This window comes from Marinobacter sp. LA51 (assembly GCF_030297175.1).
Lineage (GTDB): Bacteria > Pseudomonadota > Gammaproteobacteria > Pseudomonadales > Oleiphilaceae > Marinobacter > Marinobacter apostichopi.
Genome location: NZ_AP028070.1, coordinates 958009 through 977865, shown reverse-complemented (window position 1 = coordinate 977865; position 19857 = coordinate 958009). Strand labels below are relative to the sequence as shown.

20 protein-coding genes are annotated in these 19857 nt (G+C 58.7%); 8 read left to right on the top strand and 12 right to left on the bottom strand.

Features of this window, described 5'->3' with window-relative positions:
* The first annotated feature begins 85 nt into the window (after positions 1–85).
* The 5 genes from QUE89_RS04490 to minE all read left to right on the top strand — a co-directional run bounded on the left by QUE89_RS04490 (position 86) and on the right by minE (position 2644).
* Entirely contained in the window at positions 86–364 is a 279-nt protein-coding gene (locus QUE89_RS04490) for a DUF1244 domain-containing protein (protein WP_286222023.1), read from the top strand.
* Positions 364–744, top strand: a complete 381-nt coding sequence (locus QUE89_RS04485) for a HopJ type III effector protein (RefSeq protein ID WP_286222022.1) — start codon at positions 364–366, stop codon at positions 742–744. Before QUE89_RS04490 ends, QUE89_RS04485 begins: the two co-directional genes overlap by 1 nt.
* A complete protein-coding gene (gene minC / locus QUE89_RS04480) occupies positions 741–1499 on the top strand; it encodes a septum site-determining protein MinC (protein ID WP_286222021.1) in 759 nt (252 codons plus the stop codon). The genes QUE89_RS04485 and minC overlap by 4 nt, the downstream gene beginning before the upstream one ends.
* Positions 1500–1576: 77 nt before the next feature.
* Positions 1577–2389, top strand: coding sequence for a septum site-determining protein MinD (gene minD / locus QUE89_RS04475; protein WP_286222020.1), 813 nt, complete (start codon positions 1577–1579; stop codon positions 2387–2389).
* 3 nt (positions 2390–2392) lie between these two features.
* A complete protein-coding gene (minE, locus tag QUE89_RS04470) occupies positions 2393–2644 on the top strand; it encodes a cell division topological specificity factor MinE (protein WP_286222019.1) in 252 nt (83 codons plus the stop codon).
* A gap of 22 nt (positions 2645–2666) precedes the next feature.
* Here minE and QUE89_RS04465 read toward each other — a convergent pair whose 3' ends face one another.
* Positions 2667–3674 carry a DUF2804 domain-containing protein gene (locus tag QUE89_RS04465; protein WP_286222018.1) on the bottom strand — a complete coding sequence of 336 codons (1008 nt, stop codon included), beginning with the start codon at positions 3672–3674 and terminating at the stop codon, positions 2667–2669.
* A gap of 136 nt (positions 3675–3810) precedes the next feature.
* On the opposite strand from QUE89_RS04465, the gene QUE89_RS04460 reads away from it, so the two are divergent.
* The 3 genes from QUE89_RS04460 (at position 3811) to QUE89_RS04450 (ending at position 6519) form a co-directional block, all read left to right on the top strand.
* Positions 3811–4548: an START domain-containing protein gene (locus QUE89_RS04460; protein WP_286222017.1), complete on the top strand. Its 738-nt coding sequence runs from the start codon at positions 3811–3813 to the stop codon at positions 4546–4548.
* Positions 4549–4617: 69 nt separating this feature from the next.
* On the top strand, positions 4618–5109 hold the full coding sequence (locus QUE89_RS04455) for a CBS domain-containing protein (RefSeq protein WP_286222016.1): 492 nt from the start codon (positions 4618–4620) through the stop codon (positions 5107–5109).
* Between the two features lie 54 nt (positions 5110–5163).
* Entirely contained in the window at positions 5164–6519 is a 1356-nt protein-coding gene (locus QUE89_RS04450) for a PhoH family protein (protein ID WP_286222821.1), read from the top strand.
* A gap of 93 nt (positions 6520–6612) precedes the next feature.
* Here QUE89_RS04450 and QUE89_RS04445 read toward each other — a convergent pair whose 3' ends face one another.
* The 11 genes from QUE89_RS04445 to QUE89_RS04395 form a co-directional block, all read right to left on the bottom strand.
* Positions 6613–8307: a methyl-accepting chemotaxis protein gene (locus QUE89_RS04445; RefSeq protein ID WP_353506802.1), complete on the bottom strand. Its 1695-nt coding sequence runs from the start codon at positions 8305–8307 to the stop codon at positions 6613–6615.
* A 158-nt stretch (positions 8308–8465) separates the two neighbouring features.
* Positions 8466–9818: a sigma-54-dependent transcriptional regulator gene (locus QUE89_RS04440; RefSeq protein WP_286222014.1), complete on the bottom strand. Its 1353-nt coding sequence runs from the start codon at positions 9816–9818 to the stop codon at positions 8466–8468.
* Positions 9815–11623 carry a sensor histidine kinase gene (locus tag QUE89_RS04435; protein ID WP_286222013.1) on the bottom strand — a complete coding sequence of 603 codons (1809 nt, stop codon included), beginning with the start codon at positions 11621–11623 and terminating at the stop codon, positions 9815–9817. Before QUE89_RS04435 ends, QUE89_RS04440 begins: the two co-directional genes overlap by 4 nt.
* Positions 11624–11718: 95 nt before the next feature.
* Positions 11719–13914, bottom strand: a complete 2196-nt coding sequence (locus QUE89_RS04430) for a TRAP transporter permease (protein WP_434784092.1) — start codon at positions 13912–13914, stop codon at positions 11719–11721.
* Between the two features lie 91 nt (positions 13915–14005).
* Positions 14006–14986, bottom strand: coding sequence for a TAXI family TRAP transporter solute-binding subunit (locus tag QUE89_RS04425; RefSeq protein WP_286222012.1), 981 nt, complete (start codon positions 14984–14986; stop codon positions 14006–14008).
* Between the two features lie 259 nt (positions 14987–15245).
* A complete protein-coding gene (locus QUE89_RS04420) occupies positions 15246–15671 on the bottom strand; it encodes a secondary thiamine-phosphate synthase enzyme YjbQ (protein WP_286222011.1) in 426 nt (141 codons plus the stop codon).
* Positions 15672–15690: 19 nt separating this feature from the next.
* Positions 15691–16752 (bottom strand): succinylglutamate desuccinylase/aspartoacylase family protein, encoded by a 1062-nt coding sequence (locus tag QUE89_RS04415; RefSeq protein ID WP_286222010.1) that lies wholly within the window; start codon positions 16750–16752, stop codon positions 15691–15693.
* Position 16753: 1 nt separating this feature from the next.
* Positions 16754–17662, bottom strand: a complete 909-nt coding sequence (rimK, locus tag QUE89_RS04410; protein ID WP_286222009.1) for a 30S ribosomal protein S6--L-glutamate ligase — start codon at positions 17660–17662, stop codon at positions 16754–16756.
* Complete coding sequence (locus QUE89_RS04405; protein ID WP_286222008.1) at positions 17659–18156, bottom strand: ATP-dependent zinc protease family protein; 498 nt, start codon at positions 18154–18156, stop codon at positions 17659–17661. The genes rimK and QUE89_RS04405 overlap by 4 nt, the downstream gene beginning before the upstream one ends.
* Positions 18137–18997 (bottom strand): mechanosensitive ion channel family protein, encoded by an 861-nt coding sequence (locus QUE89_RS04400; RefSeq protein WP_434784100.1) that lies wholly within the window; start codon positions 18995–18997, stop codon positions 18137–18139. The genes QUE89_RS04405 and QUE89_RS04400 overlap by 20 nt, the downstream gene beginning before the upstream one ends.
* 50 nt (positions 18998–19047) lie before the next feature.
* Entirely contained in the window at positions 19048–19857 is an 810-nt protein-coding gene (locus QUE89_RS04395) for a DUF432 domain-containing protein (RefSeq protein WP_286222006.1), read from the bottom strand.

The window sequence follows — 19857 nt, the reverse complement described above, 5'->3', positions numbered from 1 at the left end:
ATTTATACAGCCTTGTATCTTACGGTACTATGCTGAGAATGTCAGGAATTCCAGTGATCACGAATCGAACTCATCGCGAGGCCCCATGAGCAACCCTATTCCCGAATCCGATCGAACAGAAATTGAAGCTGCCGCCTTTCGTCGCCTGGTAAAGCACCTGCGCGAACACACCGAGGTGCAGAACATTGATTTGATGAACCTGGCAAGTTTCTGTCGTAACTGCCTGTCGAAATGGTACCGCGCCGAAGCTGAGCAGCAAGGCTTCGAGATTTCCGACCCGCAGGCCCGGGAAGAGATCTACGGCATGCCCTACGAGGAATGGAAAGCCCGTTACCAGACCGGTGCAAAACAGGATCACAAATAATGAACGTGAACGAGGCGGTGCGTATCCACCTGGCCTCCCTCGCCGCCGGCCATGCGGATTTCAACGATACGCTGGCGCTGATCGAGCGCCACTTCGAGTATCAGCCGACCGGTTTCCACAACGGCCCGCTGTATAACGCCGCCGGAGAAAATGCCGGCTCGTGCCGGGTCTTCGCCTTGGGCCAGCATTGCAATCTGACCGAGGCCGACACGCTGGCACTGTTTGCCCAGCACTACCGCCAGGTTCTGGATGAGCCCGCCGGCACCAGCCATGGCAATATCCGCCAGTTCGTCGGCACCGGCTGGTCCGGCATCCGTTTCGAGGACAGTCCACTGCGACCGCGCCCGTCGCCCAACACCATGGAAGAGACCCCTTCATGACCGATACCGCTACCCCCGGCGTTAAACAGGTTTTCCAGTTGAAAAGTGCCAGTGTGTCCATGACCGCATTGGAACTGCACTATTTCGACAACGACGACTTCGAGGCCACGCTTCGGGACAAGATCAGCCAGGCACCGGGGTTCTTCAAGGACATTCCGATCATTGTCAGCCTGGAAAAGTACGAAGGTCTGGACAGCGAACTGGATTTCTTCAAAATCATCGGCGCCTGCCGGCGCCACCAGATCCATGTGGTCGGCGTGCGCGGAGGCAATGACGACCAGCGACGACTGGCCCGTGGCGCGGCCTTGGCGCTGCTGCCGGGCAACAGCCACCGGGACCGGACCCATGCTCCAGACGCCTCAGCCGAGACCCCGGAATCCAGCAGTGCCACCGCTCCAGACGCCCCGGCAGCCGAACCAGCACCTGCGCGGGTGATCAATCAGCCAGTGCGATCCGGCCAGCAAATCTACGCGCCCGAGGGTGACCTGGTCATCCTGGCACCGGTGCAGGCCGGCGCGGAAGTGCTGGCTGCGGGCAACATTCATGTTTACGGTCCGCTGCGCGGCCGGGCATTGGCGGGTATTCACGGAGCTGAGTCGGCCCGCGTTTTCTGCCAATCTCTTGAAGCGGAGCTTGTGTCCATCGCCGGACACTATAAAATCTCCGAAGATCTTCAGGACAACGGCTGGAAAAAAGCTGTACAGATCCAGCTCAGGGACGACCTGCTGGTGGTGACGCCACTGGACAAGGCCTGATATCGAGACGGACTGCAAAAAATTGACCGGATAATTCCGCAGACACGACGAATCCACCGCGAAACAGGAATTTTACCTTGGCTAGAATCATTGTCGTTACTTCAGGAAAGGGCGGCGTTGGCAAAACCACGACCAGCGCCTCGATCAGCACCGGACTTGCCAAACGCGGCCACAAAACCGTCGTTATCGATTTCGACGTGGGCCTGCGCAACCTGGATCTGATCATGAACTGTGAACGACGGGTCGTGTACGACTTCGTCAACGTCATCCAGGGCGATGCGTCCCTGAACCAGGCGCTTATTCGCGACAAGCGGGTGGATACTCTGTACATCCTGCCCGCGTCCCAGACTCGCGAGAAGGAAGCCCTGACCAAAGATGGCGTTGAAAAAGTCATCAACGAGCTGTCGGAAACCTTTGACTACATCGTTTGCGATTCACCGGCCGGTATTGAACACGGTGCGCTGATGGCGCTGTACTACGCCGATGAAGCAGTGGTTGTGACCAACCCGGAAGTATCTTCGGTGCGCGATTCCGACCGTATCCTGGGCATTCTGCAAAGCAAATCCCGCCGTGCGGAAATGGGCCAGGATCCCGTCAAGGAGCACTTGCTGCTCACTCGCTACAACCCGCATCGGGTCGAGCGAGGAGAGATGCTATCAGTGGGCGACGTTGAGGAAATCCTGGCGATTCCGCTGCTGGGCGTGATTCCGGAAAGCCAGGTGGTCCTGAATGCCTCCAACCAGGGCCTTCCGGTCATTCTGGAAGGCGAGAGCGATGCCGGCCAGGCCTACGACGATGCTGTCGGGCGGCTTTTGGGCGAAGACCGGGAACACCGGTTCATGACCGCCCAGAAGAAAGGGTTTTTCTCACGGATGTTCAAGGGAGGCTGAGGGATGAGTTTCCTCGATTACTTTAAAGGAAAGAAGACGAAAACCGCCAGCGTCGCCAAGGAGCGACTGCAAATCATTGTCGCCCATGAACGCGGACAGCGAGACCAACCGGACTATCTGCCCAAGTTGCAGCAGGAGCTGCTTGAGGTCATTCGCAAGTATGTGCAGATCAGCGATGACATGGTGCAGGTGGAAGTCGACCGCAACGACAGTTGTTCGGTGCTGGAACTGAACGTCACCCTGCCTGAGCGGTAACCGAAGCTCGACGCCCGCCGGTTTACCAGCGGGCGTAATGGTCTTCCATCAATCCCCGTAGTCCGTCTACGGGGATTTTGTTTCCCGCATCGTCTCTGACAAATCCGCGGAAGGTGCCGATGAACTGCCTGAAGTTGGACGCCAGCACCAGCGCATTCAGCTTTTCCCGGCGCACGCCAGCTGGAACAAAGTGCAACGCCACTCGCCCGTCGTCAGTACTTACATACCAGTCGGCCCCTGGGCGGTAACGATCAAAGACAAACCGGGCCGTTCCGACCCGGATGCAACGCCCATCCAGCCAGATGGCGTTTTCAGTCATGCCAGTCTCATTGACTCCAGCCGCCAGGTTGAGCCCCAGTGAGCGCCCGTCGGCCAGCGTTCCCGCCATACAGGCCCAGTTCCAGGCTGTCTCCCGGCGCATAAAACCGCAGCTCCAATCGACTGTCGCCCGGGTATTGGTATCACACCGCCAGATACGATGATCCCAGCGAATCTCGCCCTCCACCGACAGGCCTGCGGATTTACGAGTGAATACCCAGCCATCGTAACCAGCTGGGCACACCAGCCGGAGCGGATCGTTATCGTCTTTGATCTCCAGATCAATCCGGATGCCACCGGGTGCCGAGACGCTGATGTTACGCCCGCCGACGGCGGCACTCACCCGAAGTGAGACATCACCTTTGGTGAAACTGGCGACACCATGCTCTGGCAGAGGCTCAATCCGGGTGCCGCGGGCAAAGGGCTGGAGGAAGGAACGTTCGTACTTGGTGCCGGTTTCAAAGTCATACAGATAGAAAAAACCATTGGCCACCAGCTTGAGATCCACCAGGGCCATACCAAAAACCCAACCGGGCGCCATGGCACTGACAAACTGGAACTGGTTGAAACGCCAGCGTCGAGCCAGGCGGGAGCGTGGGCGGTCCATGACCGAACGCAGGTCATAGTCGAGATAATTGATCTCCTCCACCGGGTGGTCAATCACCCCGGGAGTGAGCCTTCCCTTTCCATCAATGAGCTTGCGTAAAGTCATAATCGCGTCAGTTCGGGTCATTTGACGGGACAGGCTGCCCAGGGAGCTACCTGGTTCACAATCCCTTGTTTTGGTGGGCTTATCGGATATCGCCCCATGCTAGACTCCGGCCACCACTGTCAAGGAAGTTTACCCCATGAGAAAGACCGGAGCCCACCGTTTTTCGGGCTACGTTTCAGCCATCTCCGGCGGACTCTGCGCCTTACTGGTAACCGCGTTCGCGGCCGCCGGCGTACAGACCGGGTTACCGGCCGAAAACGACGATGGCTGGAGCCTGCGCAAAGAAGCCGACAATATCCGGGTGTATACCATCGACCACCACGACTCCAGTTTCAAGGCGTTCAAAGCTGTGGCCACTCTGGACGCGCCCATCGAAACCGTTATGGCGGTCATGATGAACCCAAAATCCTGCGTCGAATGGGTCCATAACTGCACCGAATCCTATGCCTTCGGCACCGGCAGCTTCCACGACCGCTACGCCTATTCCGTCAACGACATGCCCTGGCCCGTCACCGACCGGGATTACGTGCTGCATATCCGAACCCGGGGCAACCGGAACACCGGTGAGATCGTCATGAACCTGAACGCTACCCCCAACCAGCGGGCAGAATTCGACAATCGGGTTCGCGTGGACCGCTCCGACACCCTGTACCGTTTCATCCCGGAGGGTGGCAAAACCCGGATGACCTGGCTGCAGCACACCGACCCCAATGGCGCCCTGCCCGGCTGGTTGGTCAATTCGCTGCTGGTGGATATTCCCGTTCGCTCGCTCAAGGCCCTGGAGCAAGTGGCCGGCAAAGATCGGTACCAGGATTTCGAGCTGGTCTATGATGATCAGGATCGGCTGGTGGATGTGCGCCCAACCGAGCATTGAGGGATGACGCACATCCACTGACAGGCTAAGCTTGATCAAAATGAACACACAGAAGGCAGGCCCCGTTTAATGACCGTTCTCGCTTTCGAGATCATGACCCCGACCATCAAGGCAGTTCCCCAATCCTGGACCATGGACCGACTGGCTCGGTTCCTCACTGACAACGAAATCACCGGCAGCCCGGTCACTGACGAAGACGGCGACATCGTCGGTATCGTTACCCTCAAGGACATCACCGAATTCCGCTGGAACGCACACCGCTCTGGTGCCGATGCAAGTCTGACATCCGAAGAGCAGGAAGAAGCCCGCCGCCTGCGCATGGTGATTTTCGAGGAAATGGGCAAAGTTCCGGTCGAAGTCCGGGATATTATGACCCCAAGCATTTTATCGGTTGACGAGCAGACGCCCGTGCGCGACATTGCGGATATAATGATGCGTGAACACCTGCATCGGATCTTTGTCACCAGGGATTCAAAAATTACCGGTATCATAACGACTTACGACATGCTGAAGCTGATTTCGGACACCGCACTCACGCAACGGTGTACCGGTAACGACTGAGCCACCAGAGAGGTAGCGCCACCTATGCCCAGAGCACCAGAAGCTCGCAAAAAGATGTACGTCCTCGACACCAACGTTCTCATTCACGATCCCAACGCCCTCCTCAACTTTGAAGAACACGATGTCATCATTCCGATGACCGTCCTCGAAGAACTCGACAGTCTGAAATCCGGCAAGCAAGCGGTTGCTGCAGACTGCCGTCAGGCCATCCGGAACATCGATAAACTGCTGGGCGATGCCACTCCGAAAGAGATTGAGAAAGGCGTCCCGATTGTGCGTGGCAAAAAGGCCGAGCCGCTGGGCAAGCTCCTGATTCTGATGAGCACGCAGCATGTGAATTCTCACTCCTTGCCCGAACACCTGAACGACAACAAGATCATCAATACCCTGGCGGCGCTGCAGAACGAGCACCGCGCCCGGGACATCATCCTGGTCAGCAAAGACATCAACATGCGCCTGAAAGCGCGCGGCTTTGGCGTTGAAGCCCAGGATTACCACAACGACCAACTGCTGGACGACATCGACCTGCTGCCCAAAGGTTACCGGGAGTTCCCGAACTCGTTCTGGGACAACATCGAGAAGGTGGAAACCATCCAGCGCGAAGGCATTACCGAGCATATCCTCCGGCGCGAGGGTGAGCTGGCACGGCTGAACATCAACGAGTTCGTGATTGACCAGCAAGGCTTCGTCGGCAAGGTCTCCGACCTGTCCGAGACCCAGATAGTAATCCGGGACCTGCACCAGCATGACCTGATGAACGAAGAAGTCTGGGGCCTGGTGCCGCGTGATATATACCAGGCACTGGCGCTTAACCTGCTGCTGGACCCGGACGTGCATCTGGTCAACCTGACCGGTTCGGCGGGCTCGGGCAAAACCATCCTGGCATTGGCTGCCTGTATCGAAATGACGGTGGCCAGCAAGCTGTACAAGCGCATCATCGCCACCCGCTCAACTCAGGGGCTGGACGAAGACATCGGCTTCCTGCCCGGCACCGAAGCCGAGAAGATGGAGCCCTGGCTGGGCGCCATCGTCGACAACCTTGAGGCCCTGCACGAAGACGATGAAAACATGACCGCCAGCGTGGATTACATCCTCAGCAAGGTGCCTCTGCACTTCAAGTCGATGAACTACATTCGCGGTCGCAGCTTCCAGCACAGCCTGATCATCATTGATGAATCCCAGAACCTGACACCGCATCAGATCAAGACCATCATCACCCGTGCCGGTAACGGCTCCAAAGTGATCTGCCTGGGCAACCTGGCACAGATCGACACGCCGTACCTGAGCGCCCTTAGTTCGGGACTGACCTACATGACGGAACGCTTCAAGAGCTTCCGTCACGGTGCCCACATCCACCTTCAGGGTGTGCCACGCTCGGTTCTGGCGGAGTTCGCCGAGGCCAATCTTTGATCGGGCTACTATAGAGTTGGGCTAAGTTGGAGAGACCAGCAAGACACAAAAAAACCGGGGCCTAAGCCCCGGTTTTTTTTATTCCCCTGCCGACTACACCCGGTAGCGGCTGACCTGATCGGACATATCCGATGCCAAAGCCTTGAGTCGCTGGGTTGCGGCCCCCGCCCGACGGGTACCATCGGCCGTCTGTTCGGTGATCGCCACGATCTCGTGAACATTCTGATTAATGGTCTCGGAGACACTGGTCTGTTCTTCCGCCGCGCTCGCAATCTGGCTGTTCATGTCGTTGATGGTGCTGACTGCCTGATTGATCCGCTGCAGGGCATCGTTAACCTGACGAGTCTCTACCACAGTCGCCTCACTGCGCTCGCTGATCGAACCGATCAAGGTGACGGCATTGCTGGCGCCAGTCTGCAGACGTTCGATGGTTTCCTGAATTTCCTGGGTGCTCTGCTGAGTCCGGCTTGCGAGAGTGCGGACTTCATCCGCAACCACCGCAAAACCACGACCGGCCTCACCGGCCCGCGCGGCCTCAATCGCAGCGTTCAGGGCCAACAGGTTGGTCTGATCGGCAATCTCACGGATCACTTCCAGCACGTTATCAATCTTGCGCGAGTCCGACCCCAGCTTTTCGATAACCTTAACACCCTCTTCGACCTGCTCAGACAAACCACCGATGACACCGATGGTCTGGTGTACCAGGCCCTGGGCATCACAGACCTGAGCGTTGGCGTGGTCCGCAGCCTCGGAGGCCTCACTGGCGTTGTTGGCCACTTCCTGAGCCGCCGCAGTCATCTCGTTCATTGCCGTCGCGACCTGATCACTCTCGGACTTCTGGCGCTCAACACCGCCCTCGGCTTCCGCCATAACCTGGTTCAGCTCTTCGGACGCCTCGTTCAGGGTGCGCGTGGACGACAGCACCTGCTCCACCAGACCATGCACCTGATCGGCGAAACTGTTGAAGGCGGTAGCCAGCTGGCTCAGCTCGTCCTTACCATCAATCTCCAGACGTCGGGTCAGGTCGCCATCACCACTGGCGATGTCATTCATGGCGGATACCGCCGACTTCAGTGGCCGGATGATGCTGCGCACCACGATCAAAGCCAGCAATACAATCAGCGCCAGCGCCACGAGTGAGGTGGTGATGGAACCGAACACGGCGTCATTAAGGGATTCACCAACCTTGGCATCCATGGCGGCAATCTGGCCTTCCAGACCGTCCACCCAGAACCCGGTGCCAATCATGATGCCCCACTTCGGCAGCATTTCGGCGTAACCGAGTTTCGGTGCAACCTGACCGGTATCGCTGTTTTTCCAGCCGTAGGATACGTAGCCACCGCCACTACGGGCGGCCTTGACCAGCTCACGGATCAGGTAGGTGCCGTTGGGATCCTGAAAGCCCCACAGATTCTTGCCTTCCAGCGCAGGCTTAACACCATGCATGACATTCACACCGCTGGTGTCATAGGCAAAGATGTAGCCGGGGCTACCAGAATCGTTGAACCGCAGCTGGCGCAGGATGTCGTAGGCCTGGGCACGGATTTCCGGATCGTCAGCCGAGCCCGGCTGATCGTACAGATGCGCAATCGAAGTGCGCGCCAGCTCCAGATAGTTTTTCAGTTCTTCGCGTTTACTGGCTTCCATATCGGTAGAGAAACCGGCCACGGCTTCATTACCGATTTCCCGGGCCTGATTCAGGTTGTAGCTGGTGAGGAAAGCAGTCAGCACGATGACGGGCACCAATGCCAACAACAGCACCCGGGTCTGGATGGTCAGATTTTTCATAACAAAGGCTTCTTTTAATTCGATGCGCTGAATGTCCGGTGAATCCGGACTCATGAAAGTGCCGTAATGTTACCGAACCCTGCACCGATAAATCATTGGACATAATGCGTAATTTGGAAACAGTCCGTAACCGGAACGGACTGCCCACGGTGTTTTGCTCAGTCCTTGAACTGGGCCTTGTCCAATCCGTGCTTTTTCATCTTGTCGTACAGGGTTTTTCGGGCGATGCCCAGCTGTACCATGGTGTCCTTGATGCTGCCATGACAGGCATTGAGGGCACTGACGATGGCCGAGCGCTCAAAGCCGTCCATCATCTCAGTGAGGGTTTGGCGGCCGGCGACATCGTCAGCGCCATTGCCGGCATTGCCGTCCAGCGCGGCCGGCCCCAGCAGCACATAGCGTTCGGCCAGGTTGCGCAGTTCCCGCACGTTTCCGGGCCAGGAATGCTGCATGAGCCGGGCAGCCTGACTCGCGTCCAGGGGAATGCTCTCGCGATCGTAGCGGGCGGCGGCAATCAGCACGAAGTGATGGAACAGCAGGGGAATGTCCTCCTTGCGTTCCCGCAGTGGAGGTATGTCCACTTTCACCACGTTCAGCCTGTAGTACAGGTCCGAGCGAAACTCACCGACATCGCTCAACTCCTTCAGATCGGCCTTGGTGGCGGCAATGATGCGCACATCCACATCTATGACCTGATTACTGCCCAGGCGCTCAACTTTTTGCTCCTCCAGAACCCGCAGTAACTTGACCTGCAGGGCCATGGGCATGCTTTCCAGCTCGTCCAGGAACAGGGTGCCCCGGTGGGCGTGCTCGATCTTGCCGATGCGCCGCTTGTCGGCCCCGGTGAACGCACCCGCTTCATGACCAAAAAGCTCACTCTCAATCAGGTTTTCCGGCACTGCACCGCAATTAATGGCGACAAAGTTGTGGGCGCTGCGCTGACTGTTTTCATGAATATAGCGAGCCAGTGCGTCCTTACCGGAACCGGTTTCGCCGTGCAGCAAGACACTGGCGGAGATATCCAGAACCGGATCGATGGTGGACATCACCCGCTGCATGGTCGCCGATTCGCCCAGCAGCCGAGGCCCGGGGCGTGCCAAATGCTTTAACTGGGCCTTCAGGCGCCGGTTTTCCAGGGCCAGGTGCCGCTTCTCCAGGGCGTGGTGCAAGAGCTCGATCAATTCCTCATGATCGAAGGGTTTCTCGATAAAATCGTAGGCACCCTGCTGCATCGCGGAGACCGCGGTGCTGATGTCGCCCTGCCCGGTCAGGATTACCACTGGAATGGCGTCGTCCAGGCCACGGACCCGATCCAGCATGGCCAGGCCATCCATGCCCGGCATGTTGTAGTCGCACAGCACTACACCCCCGTAGTCGGCAGTGATGGTTTCCAGTGCGGAGGCTGCGTCCTCAAAACAGGCGACCTCCAGCTCCTCCAGTGCGAACGTCTGGCTGATGGCCTTGCGGATGTGTGGATCATCGTCCACGAAGATTACTGAAGGTTCTGTCATTCCATGGTCTCCCGTTTTTTCAGGGTCAACACAAACTCCGCGCCAGGGCCGTCGGTCCGGTTGTTCCCGGTCAACCGACCACCCAGGGCATCAACAATCTGGCGCGAGATGGACAAACCGAGCCCAAGCCCCTGCTTGACGGACTTGGTGGTGAAGAAAGGCTCGAATATCTGCTCGCTGTTGCCGGGCAGACCGGAACCGTTATCCCGCACCACACATTGCCAATGCTCACCCCGGTCCTTGATATCGATGCTGATCCGGGGTTGCTCCCGATCTTCAACCGCCTGTACCGCGTTGGCCAGGAGGTTAACCATCACCTGTTCAATGCGGATCAGGTCGCCGTGGCACAAGACCGGCTGCTCTGGCCGATGCCAGTGGATTTCGACACCGCCGCTGCTGGTCTGGGCTTTGATGATTTTGAGTGCGGCATCCATAGGCTGACACAGATCCACCACCGACGGCGGACCTTCGGACTTGCGGGCAAACACCTTGAACTGCCGGGTCAGCTCGGACATCTTGTCACACAGGCTGACGATCTCCTGCAGATTGGCATCCACCATCTCGGTGGCGCCCTTGTCCAGAAACTTGCGGCTGTTGCGGGCGTAGGTCTGAATGGCGGTCAACGGCTGGTTCATTTCATGGTTCAGGCCCGCCGACATCTGCCCCAGAACCGCCAGCTTGGCGGCCTGAATCAGCTCTTGCTGGGTTTCCCGCAGCTCGGTCTGGGTGCGCTCACGTTCCTGAATTTCTTCCAGCAGCTTTTCATTGGAGCGTTCCAGATCCACCGTGCGCTCGGCCACGCTGCGCTCCAGCTGCTCGCCCCGCAGCGCCAGTTCCGCCTCCCGGCGGTAGCGCTCGCGCAGATACAGCCAGGTCAGCAGCCCCCCGAAGAAGACCGCCAAACCGCCACCCACGAAAGCCAGCCGCATCCAGACCACCGGCTGGGTACTGACCATCACCTGCAGGGTCCAGTCCAGCCGAGGCAACTCGGTGCGAACACTGAGGTAGTCCCCCTTGTGCCCATCCCCGAGGATCCGGATTTTGCTGGACTGTTCGGACAGCCCCCAGGGCCGCCCCAGCGGTTCAAACTGGATCGGCGCCAGTTCCCGGTTGGGGTAGCGCTGGCGCTCCGTTGCCCCCATCTCGGCATCGGGTTGGAAGTCCCGGTAAAGCCAACGTGATTTGCTGGCCAGAAAGCTGATACCGGATGGATCCAGCACCACCATTTCCGCCTCGGTCAGAGACGCCGGCCGGTGCCACTGGGATTCCAGCTCGTGCACCAGGACTTTCACCGCAATAACACCCAGAACCTTTCCTTCCGTGCCCCGGATCGGATGAGAGAAATACAGGCCGCGCACCCCAGACATCAAACCCAGGGCAAAATAGACCGCGGAATCACCGGTTGCCAGGGCCTCGGAGAAGTACGGACGAAAGGAAAAATTGCGACCGACAAAACTGTCGTTCTGCTGGTAGTTATTGGCGGCGATGGTCAGGCCGGAAGTATCCATCAGATAGACATCGGAACTGCCGACAATGGTGGCCATTCGCTGCATTTCCTCGTTGGCCAGCAGGATCAGCTCCGGGTTGTCAGGTTGGCGCAGCGCCTCTTCCAATAGTGGGTGCTCGGCCATCAGTTCAGGGATCGGCAGGTAGCGGTTCAGCTCATTGGCCACCAGCTGGCGATAACGAAAAGATTCTTCGAGGCTTTCCTGTTCGACCTCGCGGTAGCCCACCCAGCCGCCAAGGGTCCAGGCCAGTAATAGGGTCAGAACAAGCAGTGCGATCGCACCAATCCGGTAGGGCATAGGGCCGGTTCCTGCAAAAGCCGCTAGGGTAGCGCCCGGAACCGGGCCGAACAACCGCAGTGAATGCGTCTGCCCAGCCCGCTCCGGGCCAACCGTCAGGCCGGCGCCATCCCAACAGCGCGCTGGCGCTGCATCAGAAACGCCACGATGGCGAGACCAATACCGGCCAGATCGGTCCAGATTCCGCCTTCAATCATCATCAATGCGGCGACGATGAGCAGTACGCGGGTAATCCAGGGCGCCGACACCCGGGCAAACCAGCCCAGCACACCACCGGACAACATGTACACGCCGAAGGTGGCGGTCACCAGGGCCCGGGCAATCTCGAACCAGGTCGCGTCCATCAACAGCGCACTGTTGTAGAAGAACATGAATGGCACGATGAACGCAGCAATACCGATACGGAACGAGGCTACCGAGGTTTCCATGGCGTTGGCACCGGAGATACCGGCCGCCGCGTAGGAAGCCAGCGCCACCGGTGGGGTGATCGCCGACACCACAGCAAAGTAGAACACGAAGAAGTGCGCAGTGAGCGGTTCAATGCCCAACTGGACCAGACCCGGCGCCACCACCGACGCTGCCACGGCGTAGGCGGCCGTGGTCGGCATGCCCATACCCAGCAGAATCGAGATGAACATGGCAAAGATCAGCGCCAGCAGGTTACTGGCAGCAGCCACATCCAACAGCAGCACCGAGAAGCGCGCGCCAACCCCGGTCAGGGAGATAACGCCAACGATAATGCCGGCGGCAGCACACACAACAATGATCTGGACCGCCATGTAGGACGCAATCTCAAAGGCCCTGAGGATGGACTTCAGGCCCATCTTGTGAGGCGATATCCAGCTCACTACGGCAGCAGACACGGTCGCCAGGGTACCGGCCCGAATCACCGAGTAACCCTGGAACAGGGCCACGATCAGGATCACAATCGGAATAAACAGGTAGGCCTGTTTTGCCAGCCGCTTCAGGTTCGGCAGCTCGTCCTCGCGCATGCCGCGCATGCCCAGCTTCTTGGCTTCAAAATCCACCATGAAGTACACCGACGCGAAATACAGAATGGCCGGGATGATCGCGGCAATAGCAATTTCGGTGTACGGAATGCCGGTAATCTCGGCCATGATGAACGCACCTGCGCCCATGATCGGCGGCATGATCTGGCCACCGGTTGAGGCGGCTGCTTCCACCGCGCCGGCGGATTTCTTGCTGTAGCCCACCTTCTTCATCAGCGGAATGGTCAGCGACCCGGTCGATACCACGTTACCGGCACTGGTACCGTTGATCATGCCCATCAGGCCCGAGGCAAAGATGGCAACCTTGGCCGGACCACCACGGGAGCGGCCGGCGGCGGCAAAGGCGAAGTTGACGAAGTAGTCACCCACTTTCGAGGCCTGCAGAAAGGCTGCAAAAATGATGAACAGGATGATGTAGGTAGACGATACCGCCGTGGTCGGGCCGAGGATGCCAGCGTCGGTATAGACCTGGCTGAAGAACCGCTGGACCGACAGCCCGGGATAACCCAGGAACCCAGGCAGATAGGGCCCGGCAAAGACATACACGAGAAAGACCAGGCCGATGACTACCAGGGCCAGCCCGGCCACCCGCCGGGTGAGTTCCATGATCAGCGCGGTACCCGCAATGGCTGCAAACGAGATGCCGATGGGCGCAAACGAGGTGCCCGTGGACATGCGCATGGAGGTGTTATAGACCACCAGAAAATAGGCCGCGACGGCAATGGAGCACACGATCAGCACCAGATCAGGCACGCTGAACAGGGAGCGCTCGCGCTGGTGGAACCAGGACATAATGATACCGAGTCCGGTGGCCGCCAGCAGAGGCCAGCCAAAATGCCAGGTTTCCAGTTCCACCGGAATCCGCGGGGTTCCACCCTGCACCAGCTGATAGAACGAAAACGTCTGGTACAACGCGTACAGTGCAGGCAGTAGCGCTGCCGCAGCGAACCAGGTGGTCCAGCGATGGCGGGCCGAACCTTCTTCTGCGGAAACAAATCGGGCGCCGGCAAACAACATGAAGCCCAGTACCAGGGCACCGGCAATGTGGACAATCCGGAACGACCAGGTTTCCAGCGGAGCAATGTTCAGGGTGTACAGATGGAACGCTGAATAGGCAATAGCCAGCAGCGTTACGAATTTCAGGAGGCCGCCTTTAAATAGTCGGCGGTTGGCCTCAGCCGGCTCCTCGTCCACATCGTGCGCCAGAATATGATCGTCTTCAGGCATGGCGGTGTCGGCAGACTGGGGGTGGTCGGTTTTGGAAGTGTGTTCTGTGGTCATGATAAACCCTGCTTACAGGAAAGCTGTCGTTGGCCTGAGGCCAACGGCATCCAGGGCGGGCCGCCAGCGCGGTCCGCCCTGTCGGCGATGGTTACTGCTTGATGCTGCCGTCTTCGATCGGGTAGCCGTTCTCATTGAACCAGCGAGCGGCGCCCGGATGCCAGGGCAGTACGTTGTTCTTGCTGTAGTTCTCAGGAACCGAGTTACGAGCTGCCTTGTGGATGGAGACCATCTTGTCGTTGTTCTCCATGGTCAGCTTGGTGATTTCGTACACGAAGCTCTCCGGCATGTCGCAGTTCACCATGGCGAAGTTCCACATGGACACCACGCGAGAGGACTCGTTCAGGGACTGATAAGTATCGGCCGGAATAGTGAACTCAGAGACCGGGAAGTTTTCAGTGATCTTCTTGGCCTCGGCGTCGTTCATGCCAATGATGTTGACGTCGGTCTGCACTTCCAGCTGACTGACCGCGGGGATCGGAATACCCGCGGCGAAGGCCACCACATCAATCAGGCCATCCTGGAGCTGACCACCCAGGTCAGACCAGCTGCCATTGCGGCGCTCGAAGTTTACACCCAGGGTTTCCATCATACGTGGGAAATAGGTATCGGAGGTGGAACCGGCAGGGCCGAAACCGATGGTGGCACCATCCGGAATCTCGTCGATGGAGGTAATGCCGGAGCTGGTCAGTGCGGTCACCGAGAACGGTGTCTCGTACATCGGGAACATGGCGCAGACGTTGTCCATATTCATGCCCGGTGCCAGTGGACTTTTGCCCTCCATGGACTCACGAGCAGGGCCCATGGTAGTCAGGCCGAATTTCAGGTCGCCGGTGTGTACCAGGGCCATATTCTGCATCGGGCCGCCGGTGATTTCAGCACCGCCAGATACACCCAGGTTCTCCGCAACAAAGTTGGCCCAACCCGAGCCATAAGCGAAATAAGTGCCGCCCTGACTGGCGGTACCAACGGTGAAGCTTTCCGGCCATCCGGAACGGTCTTGCGCAAATGCGGTTGGTGCAACAACGAGAGTGGAGGCGAACGCGGCCGCCATTACGGCTTGGGTCTTCATAGAGGATGCTCCCCGTTTCATTTTGTTTGTTGGGTGCTTATTAGAGCCATCAGAAAGACCAACGGCTTCAGGCTAAGGAGCAAGGAGCAGACCAGTTCGAAAAAATCGTTTCAAACCAATGCAATACGAAATGCACTGGGCAATCCCTGCTCGGAAATGGGTGAACTTCCACCCATAATTTTCGGGCAATGGGTGGAAACTCACACTCAGTGTAGAACGGATTGGCAGACTCGTAAGGCGGGAAGGCGAGGCCGGGGATTTACCATCGCCCCTGCAGGGTTGCGACCAGGCGACGGCCACCGGCGTGGTCCCGGTGCTCGCACAGATAGATGCCCTGCCAGGTGCCCAGGGCCAGCCGACCATGATTGACCGGCAGGGTCAGGGAGGGGCCTATGAGGATGCTTTTGATGTGCGCCGGCATGTCATCCGGCCCTTCCAGCACATGCTGATAGTGGGGCGCATTCTCGGGAACCATAACGTTGAAATGCCGTTCAAGATCGCCGCGGACATCCGGATCAGCATTTTCGTTAACCGCTAGCGACGCCGAGGTATGTTGGATAAACAGGTGCAATAGCCCCACCTCGCAGTTGCTCAGGTTGGGCGCCCGGGCCAGAACTTCATTAGTTACCAGGTTGAACCCCCTTGGCAGGGGCTCCAGGTCAATAAATGTCTGGTCCCAGATCATCGCTAGCCTCCCGTCATTTCTAGTTTTCGTCCCACGGGTGCACCGGCACTACATCATCGGCCAGATCCGACTCATAACTGCTACGGAAATGCTTCATGGCGGCTTCGGCCTCACCTAGCTCGTCAAAGCGTGCGATGTGGTAAATCGCCTCGCCTTCGTTGACCAGCGGCAGGTTGTTGACGCAGATGACAATGCCGGAACAGGGTGACAGCACCGCATTTTCTGACTCGCCAAACGGGTCGGCCACCATCGCCAGCTTCTGGCCTTTCCGGACCCTCTGCCCCAACCTCGCCACCGGGCGCATGATGCCGTCGATATCGGTGCGCACCCACTGGGAGTTGGCGGCAGTTTCCGAGCGCGACTTAGGGGCGCCCGGGCCTTTCTTGGCGGGAATCATTTCCAGCTCCCGCATCACGCGAATCACGCCTTTCACGCCGCTGGAGATAACGACCTCATCGAACCTCAAGGCTTCACCGCCCTCGAAGGTGATAACCGGGATGTCCTGGGAATCCGCATAGGCCCGCAGACTTCCCTCGCGCAGGCCAGCGTTAATGATGATCGGTGCGCCAAAGGCCTCAGCCATGCGAATGGTTTCCGGGTTCTTCAACTCGGCCCGAATCTGGGGCAGGTTGAAGCGATGAATCGCACCGGTGTGCAGGTCGATGATGTGCGACACGTTCTCCATGATCTGGGTGCGCAACAGATAGGCGATGCGACCACCCAGCGAACCGGATTCAGTGCCCGGAAAACAGCGGTTCAGATCCCGACGGTCCGGCAGATAGCGAGTGCGCTGCACGAAGCCAAAGATGTTCACGATCGGAACCGCCACCAGGGTGCCACGCAGATGGCGCAGGGCGGAATTCTTCAACACGCGGCGAACAATCTCCACACCGTTGATTTCATCGCCGTGAATGGCCCCACACACCATCAGCACCGGCCCGGCACGACGGCCGTGCACTACCTCCACCGGAATGTGCAGTGGCGTATGGGTGTACAACTTTGCGACCGGCACTTCGACTGTCTTTCGGGTACCGGCCTTTATTTCGTAATCGGCAATGACAAACGGAGCACGAGCTGCCATCTTAGCCGCCCCCGCCCTTGGTTCGGGTTTTCCAGGGCTTCTGGTTCTTTTCGGTCCAGTTGATGATCATGCCGGCGATGTTCTTGCCAGTCGCATTCTCAATGCCCTCCAGGCCCGGTGACGAATTCACTTCCATCACCAGCGGCCCGCGGCTCGATCGCAACAGGTCGACGCCGGCCACGTTCAGACCCATGGCCTTGGCAGCGGCAATTGCTGTGCGTCTTTCCTCGGGCGTAATACGCACCAGAGAAGCACTGCCACCTCGGTGCAGGTTGGAACGGAATTCACCTTCCGCACCCTGACGCTTCATGGAGGCAATCACCTTGTCACCGATGACAAAGCAACGAATATCGGCGCCGCCGGCCTCCTTGATGAATTCCTGCACCAGGATGTCGGCTTTCAGCCCCATGAAGGCCTCGATCACGCTTTCCGCAGCCTTCCGGGTTTCCGCCAGTACAACACCAATGCCCTGGGTGCCCTGCAGGAGCTTGATGACCACCGGCGCACCACCCACCATCTTGAGCAGCTCAGGTACGTTATCCGGCTTATTGGCGAAGCCCGTCACCGGCATGCCCACGCCTTTTCGAGCCAGCAACTGCAATGACCGCAGTTTGTCCCGGGAACGGGTAATAGCCACCGACTCGTTCAGGGGAAAAACGCCCATCATTTCGAACTGGCGCAATACCGCCGTACCGTAAAAGGTCACCGAGGCGCCAATCCGGGGAATAACCACGTCGTACTCTTCCAGCACTTCCTCGTGGTAATGGATCTGGGGCTTGGCCGAGGTGATGTTCATGGAGCAATGCAGGCAATCAATCACCCGCACGTCGTGCCCCCGATTGATGCCCTCTTCCACCAGACGGCGGGTGGAGTACAGATTCTTGTTGCGCGACAACACCGCTATTCTCATTTCTCGGTCCTTAGCGCCGGCTCGCCGGCCAAATAAGAGGCTTCAGGGTAAATCATGGAGCGTCCGGCCATGGCGGTGCGCCCTAGTAGCATCCGGAATCGCATGGAGTCCCGGTTGGTCAACGTCATTTCAATCGGCCAGCTCTGATCACCCACCACCAGCGTGGTTTCGATCACTAACCGCAATTCTCTGTGGCCACCGGAATCCGACACGTCACGTTCGTCCAGCACCTTGGCATCGCACTCTACCACCTGCTGCAAGTTGTTCTGGACCGGATGAACCCAAAATCGAACCCGGCGCTCGCCATTGGTAGTGTATGGCTCAGTGCGAAAGGTATGCAGGCACGAGGTCCGGGCTCCGGTATCTACCTTCGCCTTGATCCGGCCAATATCCAGATCCGGCAGTGCAATCCACTCCCGCCAGCCCAGGGCAACCTTATTGTCGTTGGGTTTCGGCGGGATTGTCTTGATCATCTCAACGGTCTTGGTCGACATCCAGCGGTTCCTTGTTAGCAGTGGTCTCCGGCCCCAGCAACTGCACCCGGAACGGCTCAGAATGACTGCCGGCGTAGATACTGGTGTGTGGGAATGGAATCTCGATCCCGTCCCGATCCAGTGTCTGTTTGATTGCCACCATCATACTGCTCCGGCCATCCAGCACTTTGTCCTTGGGCACCCAAAAGGAAAACTGCAGATCCACCGACGACGGACCAAATGCAGTCACCAGCACAAAGGGCTTGGGCTCTTCCAGGCAAACGGGGTTCTTTTCGGCCAGTTTCAGCAACAGGGCCTCAACTCGCGCTACATCTTCAGCGTAGGCAATACCCACGGTCAGGTCGAGCCGGCGAATGGGGAACCGCGACCGGTTGACTACCCGGGTTTTGATCAGGGTTTCATTCGGGATGCGGACATACAGGTTGTCCGGCGTCCGCAGTTTCACGCTCAGCATGTCGATGCCTATGACCTCTCCGATGGTGGCGTCGGCCTCAATGACATCACCAATTTCAAACGGTTTTTCTACCAACAGGAACAATCCGCTGATCATGTTAGAGGCGGAGGTCTGGGAGGCGAAACCGATGGCCACCGTCAATATCCCGGCCGCACCCAGCACCACATCCAGCGAGAAACCGGCTTCTCGTAGCGCGGCAACGGCGAACAACAGCACGATGACGTAAAACACCAGCCGGCGCACCATCACGGTGTGATGCCGGCTGCTGCGCTGTTCCATGAACCGGGCCGCACTGCGCCCGGCCACGGAGCCCAACACCACGCCCAGCACCAGCAGAAACAGCGAACTGGCCCAAACACCCCAGGCAATATCGGTGAACACCGACATCACGCCGGCCTGAATTTGTTCTAACAAAACAGTGACTCCCTCAAACGGGGTTAACCAAACATGCGATCAAACGCGCGGACAAGACGACCACGAGCAACTGGCTCACGGGCCGGACCTACCTGTTGGCATGGCCCTGCCGCTGCCAACAACGACTGGTCCACGTTCAGACTGGCCGAATTCATTTCGGTTTCACACACTACCGTCACCCCGGGTGTCCAGAGCTGCCCGCGTTCATTCAGGTGCAGGGACAGCAACGGCGTGGGCAGGCTGAACCGCTCCAGCAACAGCGGCTCTGTCCGTTGGTTCACGATGGTGACCGGCGTAACCGCCCGCCAGGGCCGCTTGGGCACGGCTTCCAGCACCAGCCGGGCAAAGCTGGACGACGAATAGCACAGCTCCCCCTCCATGGTGTTGCGCCCGACCCACGTGAGCGAAGGCATTCCCAGAGGCACCTCGGTCAGAACTGTTTTCGCCTCTCCGACGCAGACCTTCATCCAGACCACCGTGCCGACGTAAATTACGCAGCGGCCACCGGCGGGGATGGTCAGCGGTTGGAAAGGTCGGATGACCGTGGGCAGGGACGCAACACCGGGGATAAAGGTCACGACATTGGAATCACCGGGGCGGATGAAACGCTGCAGTTCCACGTCGGACGATGGCAAGGTGTGCCCGATGCCCTGGGTCCAGGTGACGGGATCCGTCTCCGGCGCCCTAGTCTGGGACCGAAGCTGCCATTCCTGATCCAGAAGAGTCACCCAAAGACGCACTTGCCCCAGCTGATGATACTGGGTTTGTCCGGAAGCCAGGGTGTACGGCTGAGCCCACACACCGTCTTGCAGACCTTCGGTTTGGGATTCCAT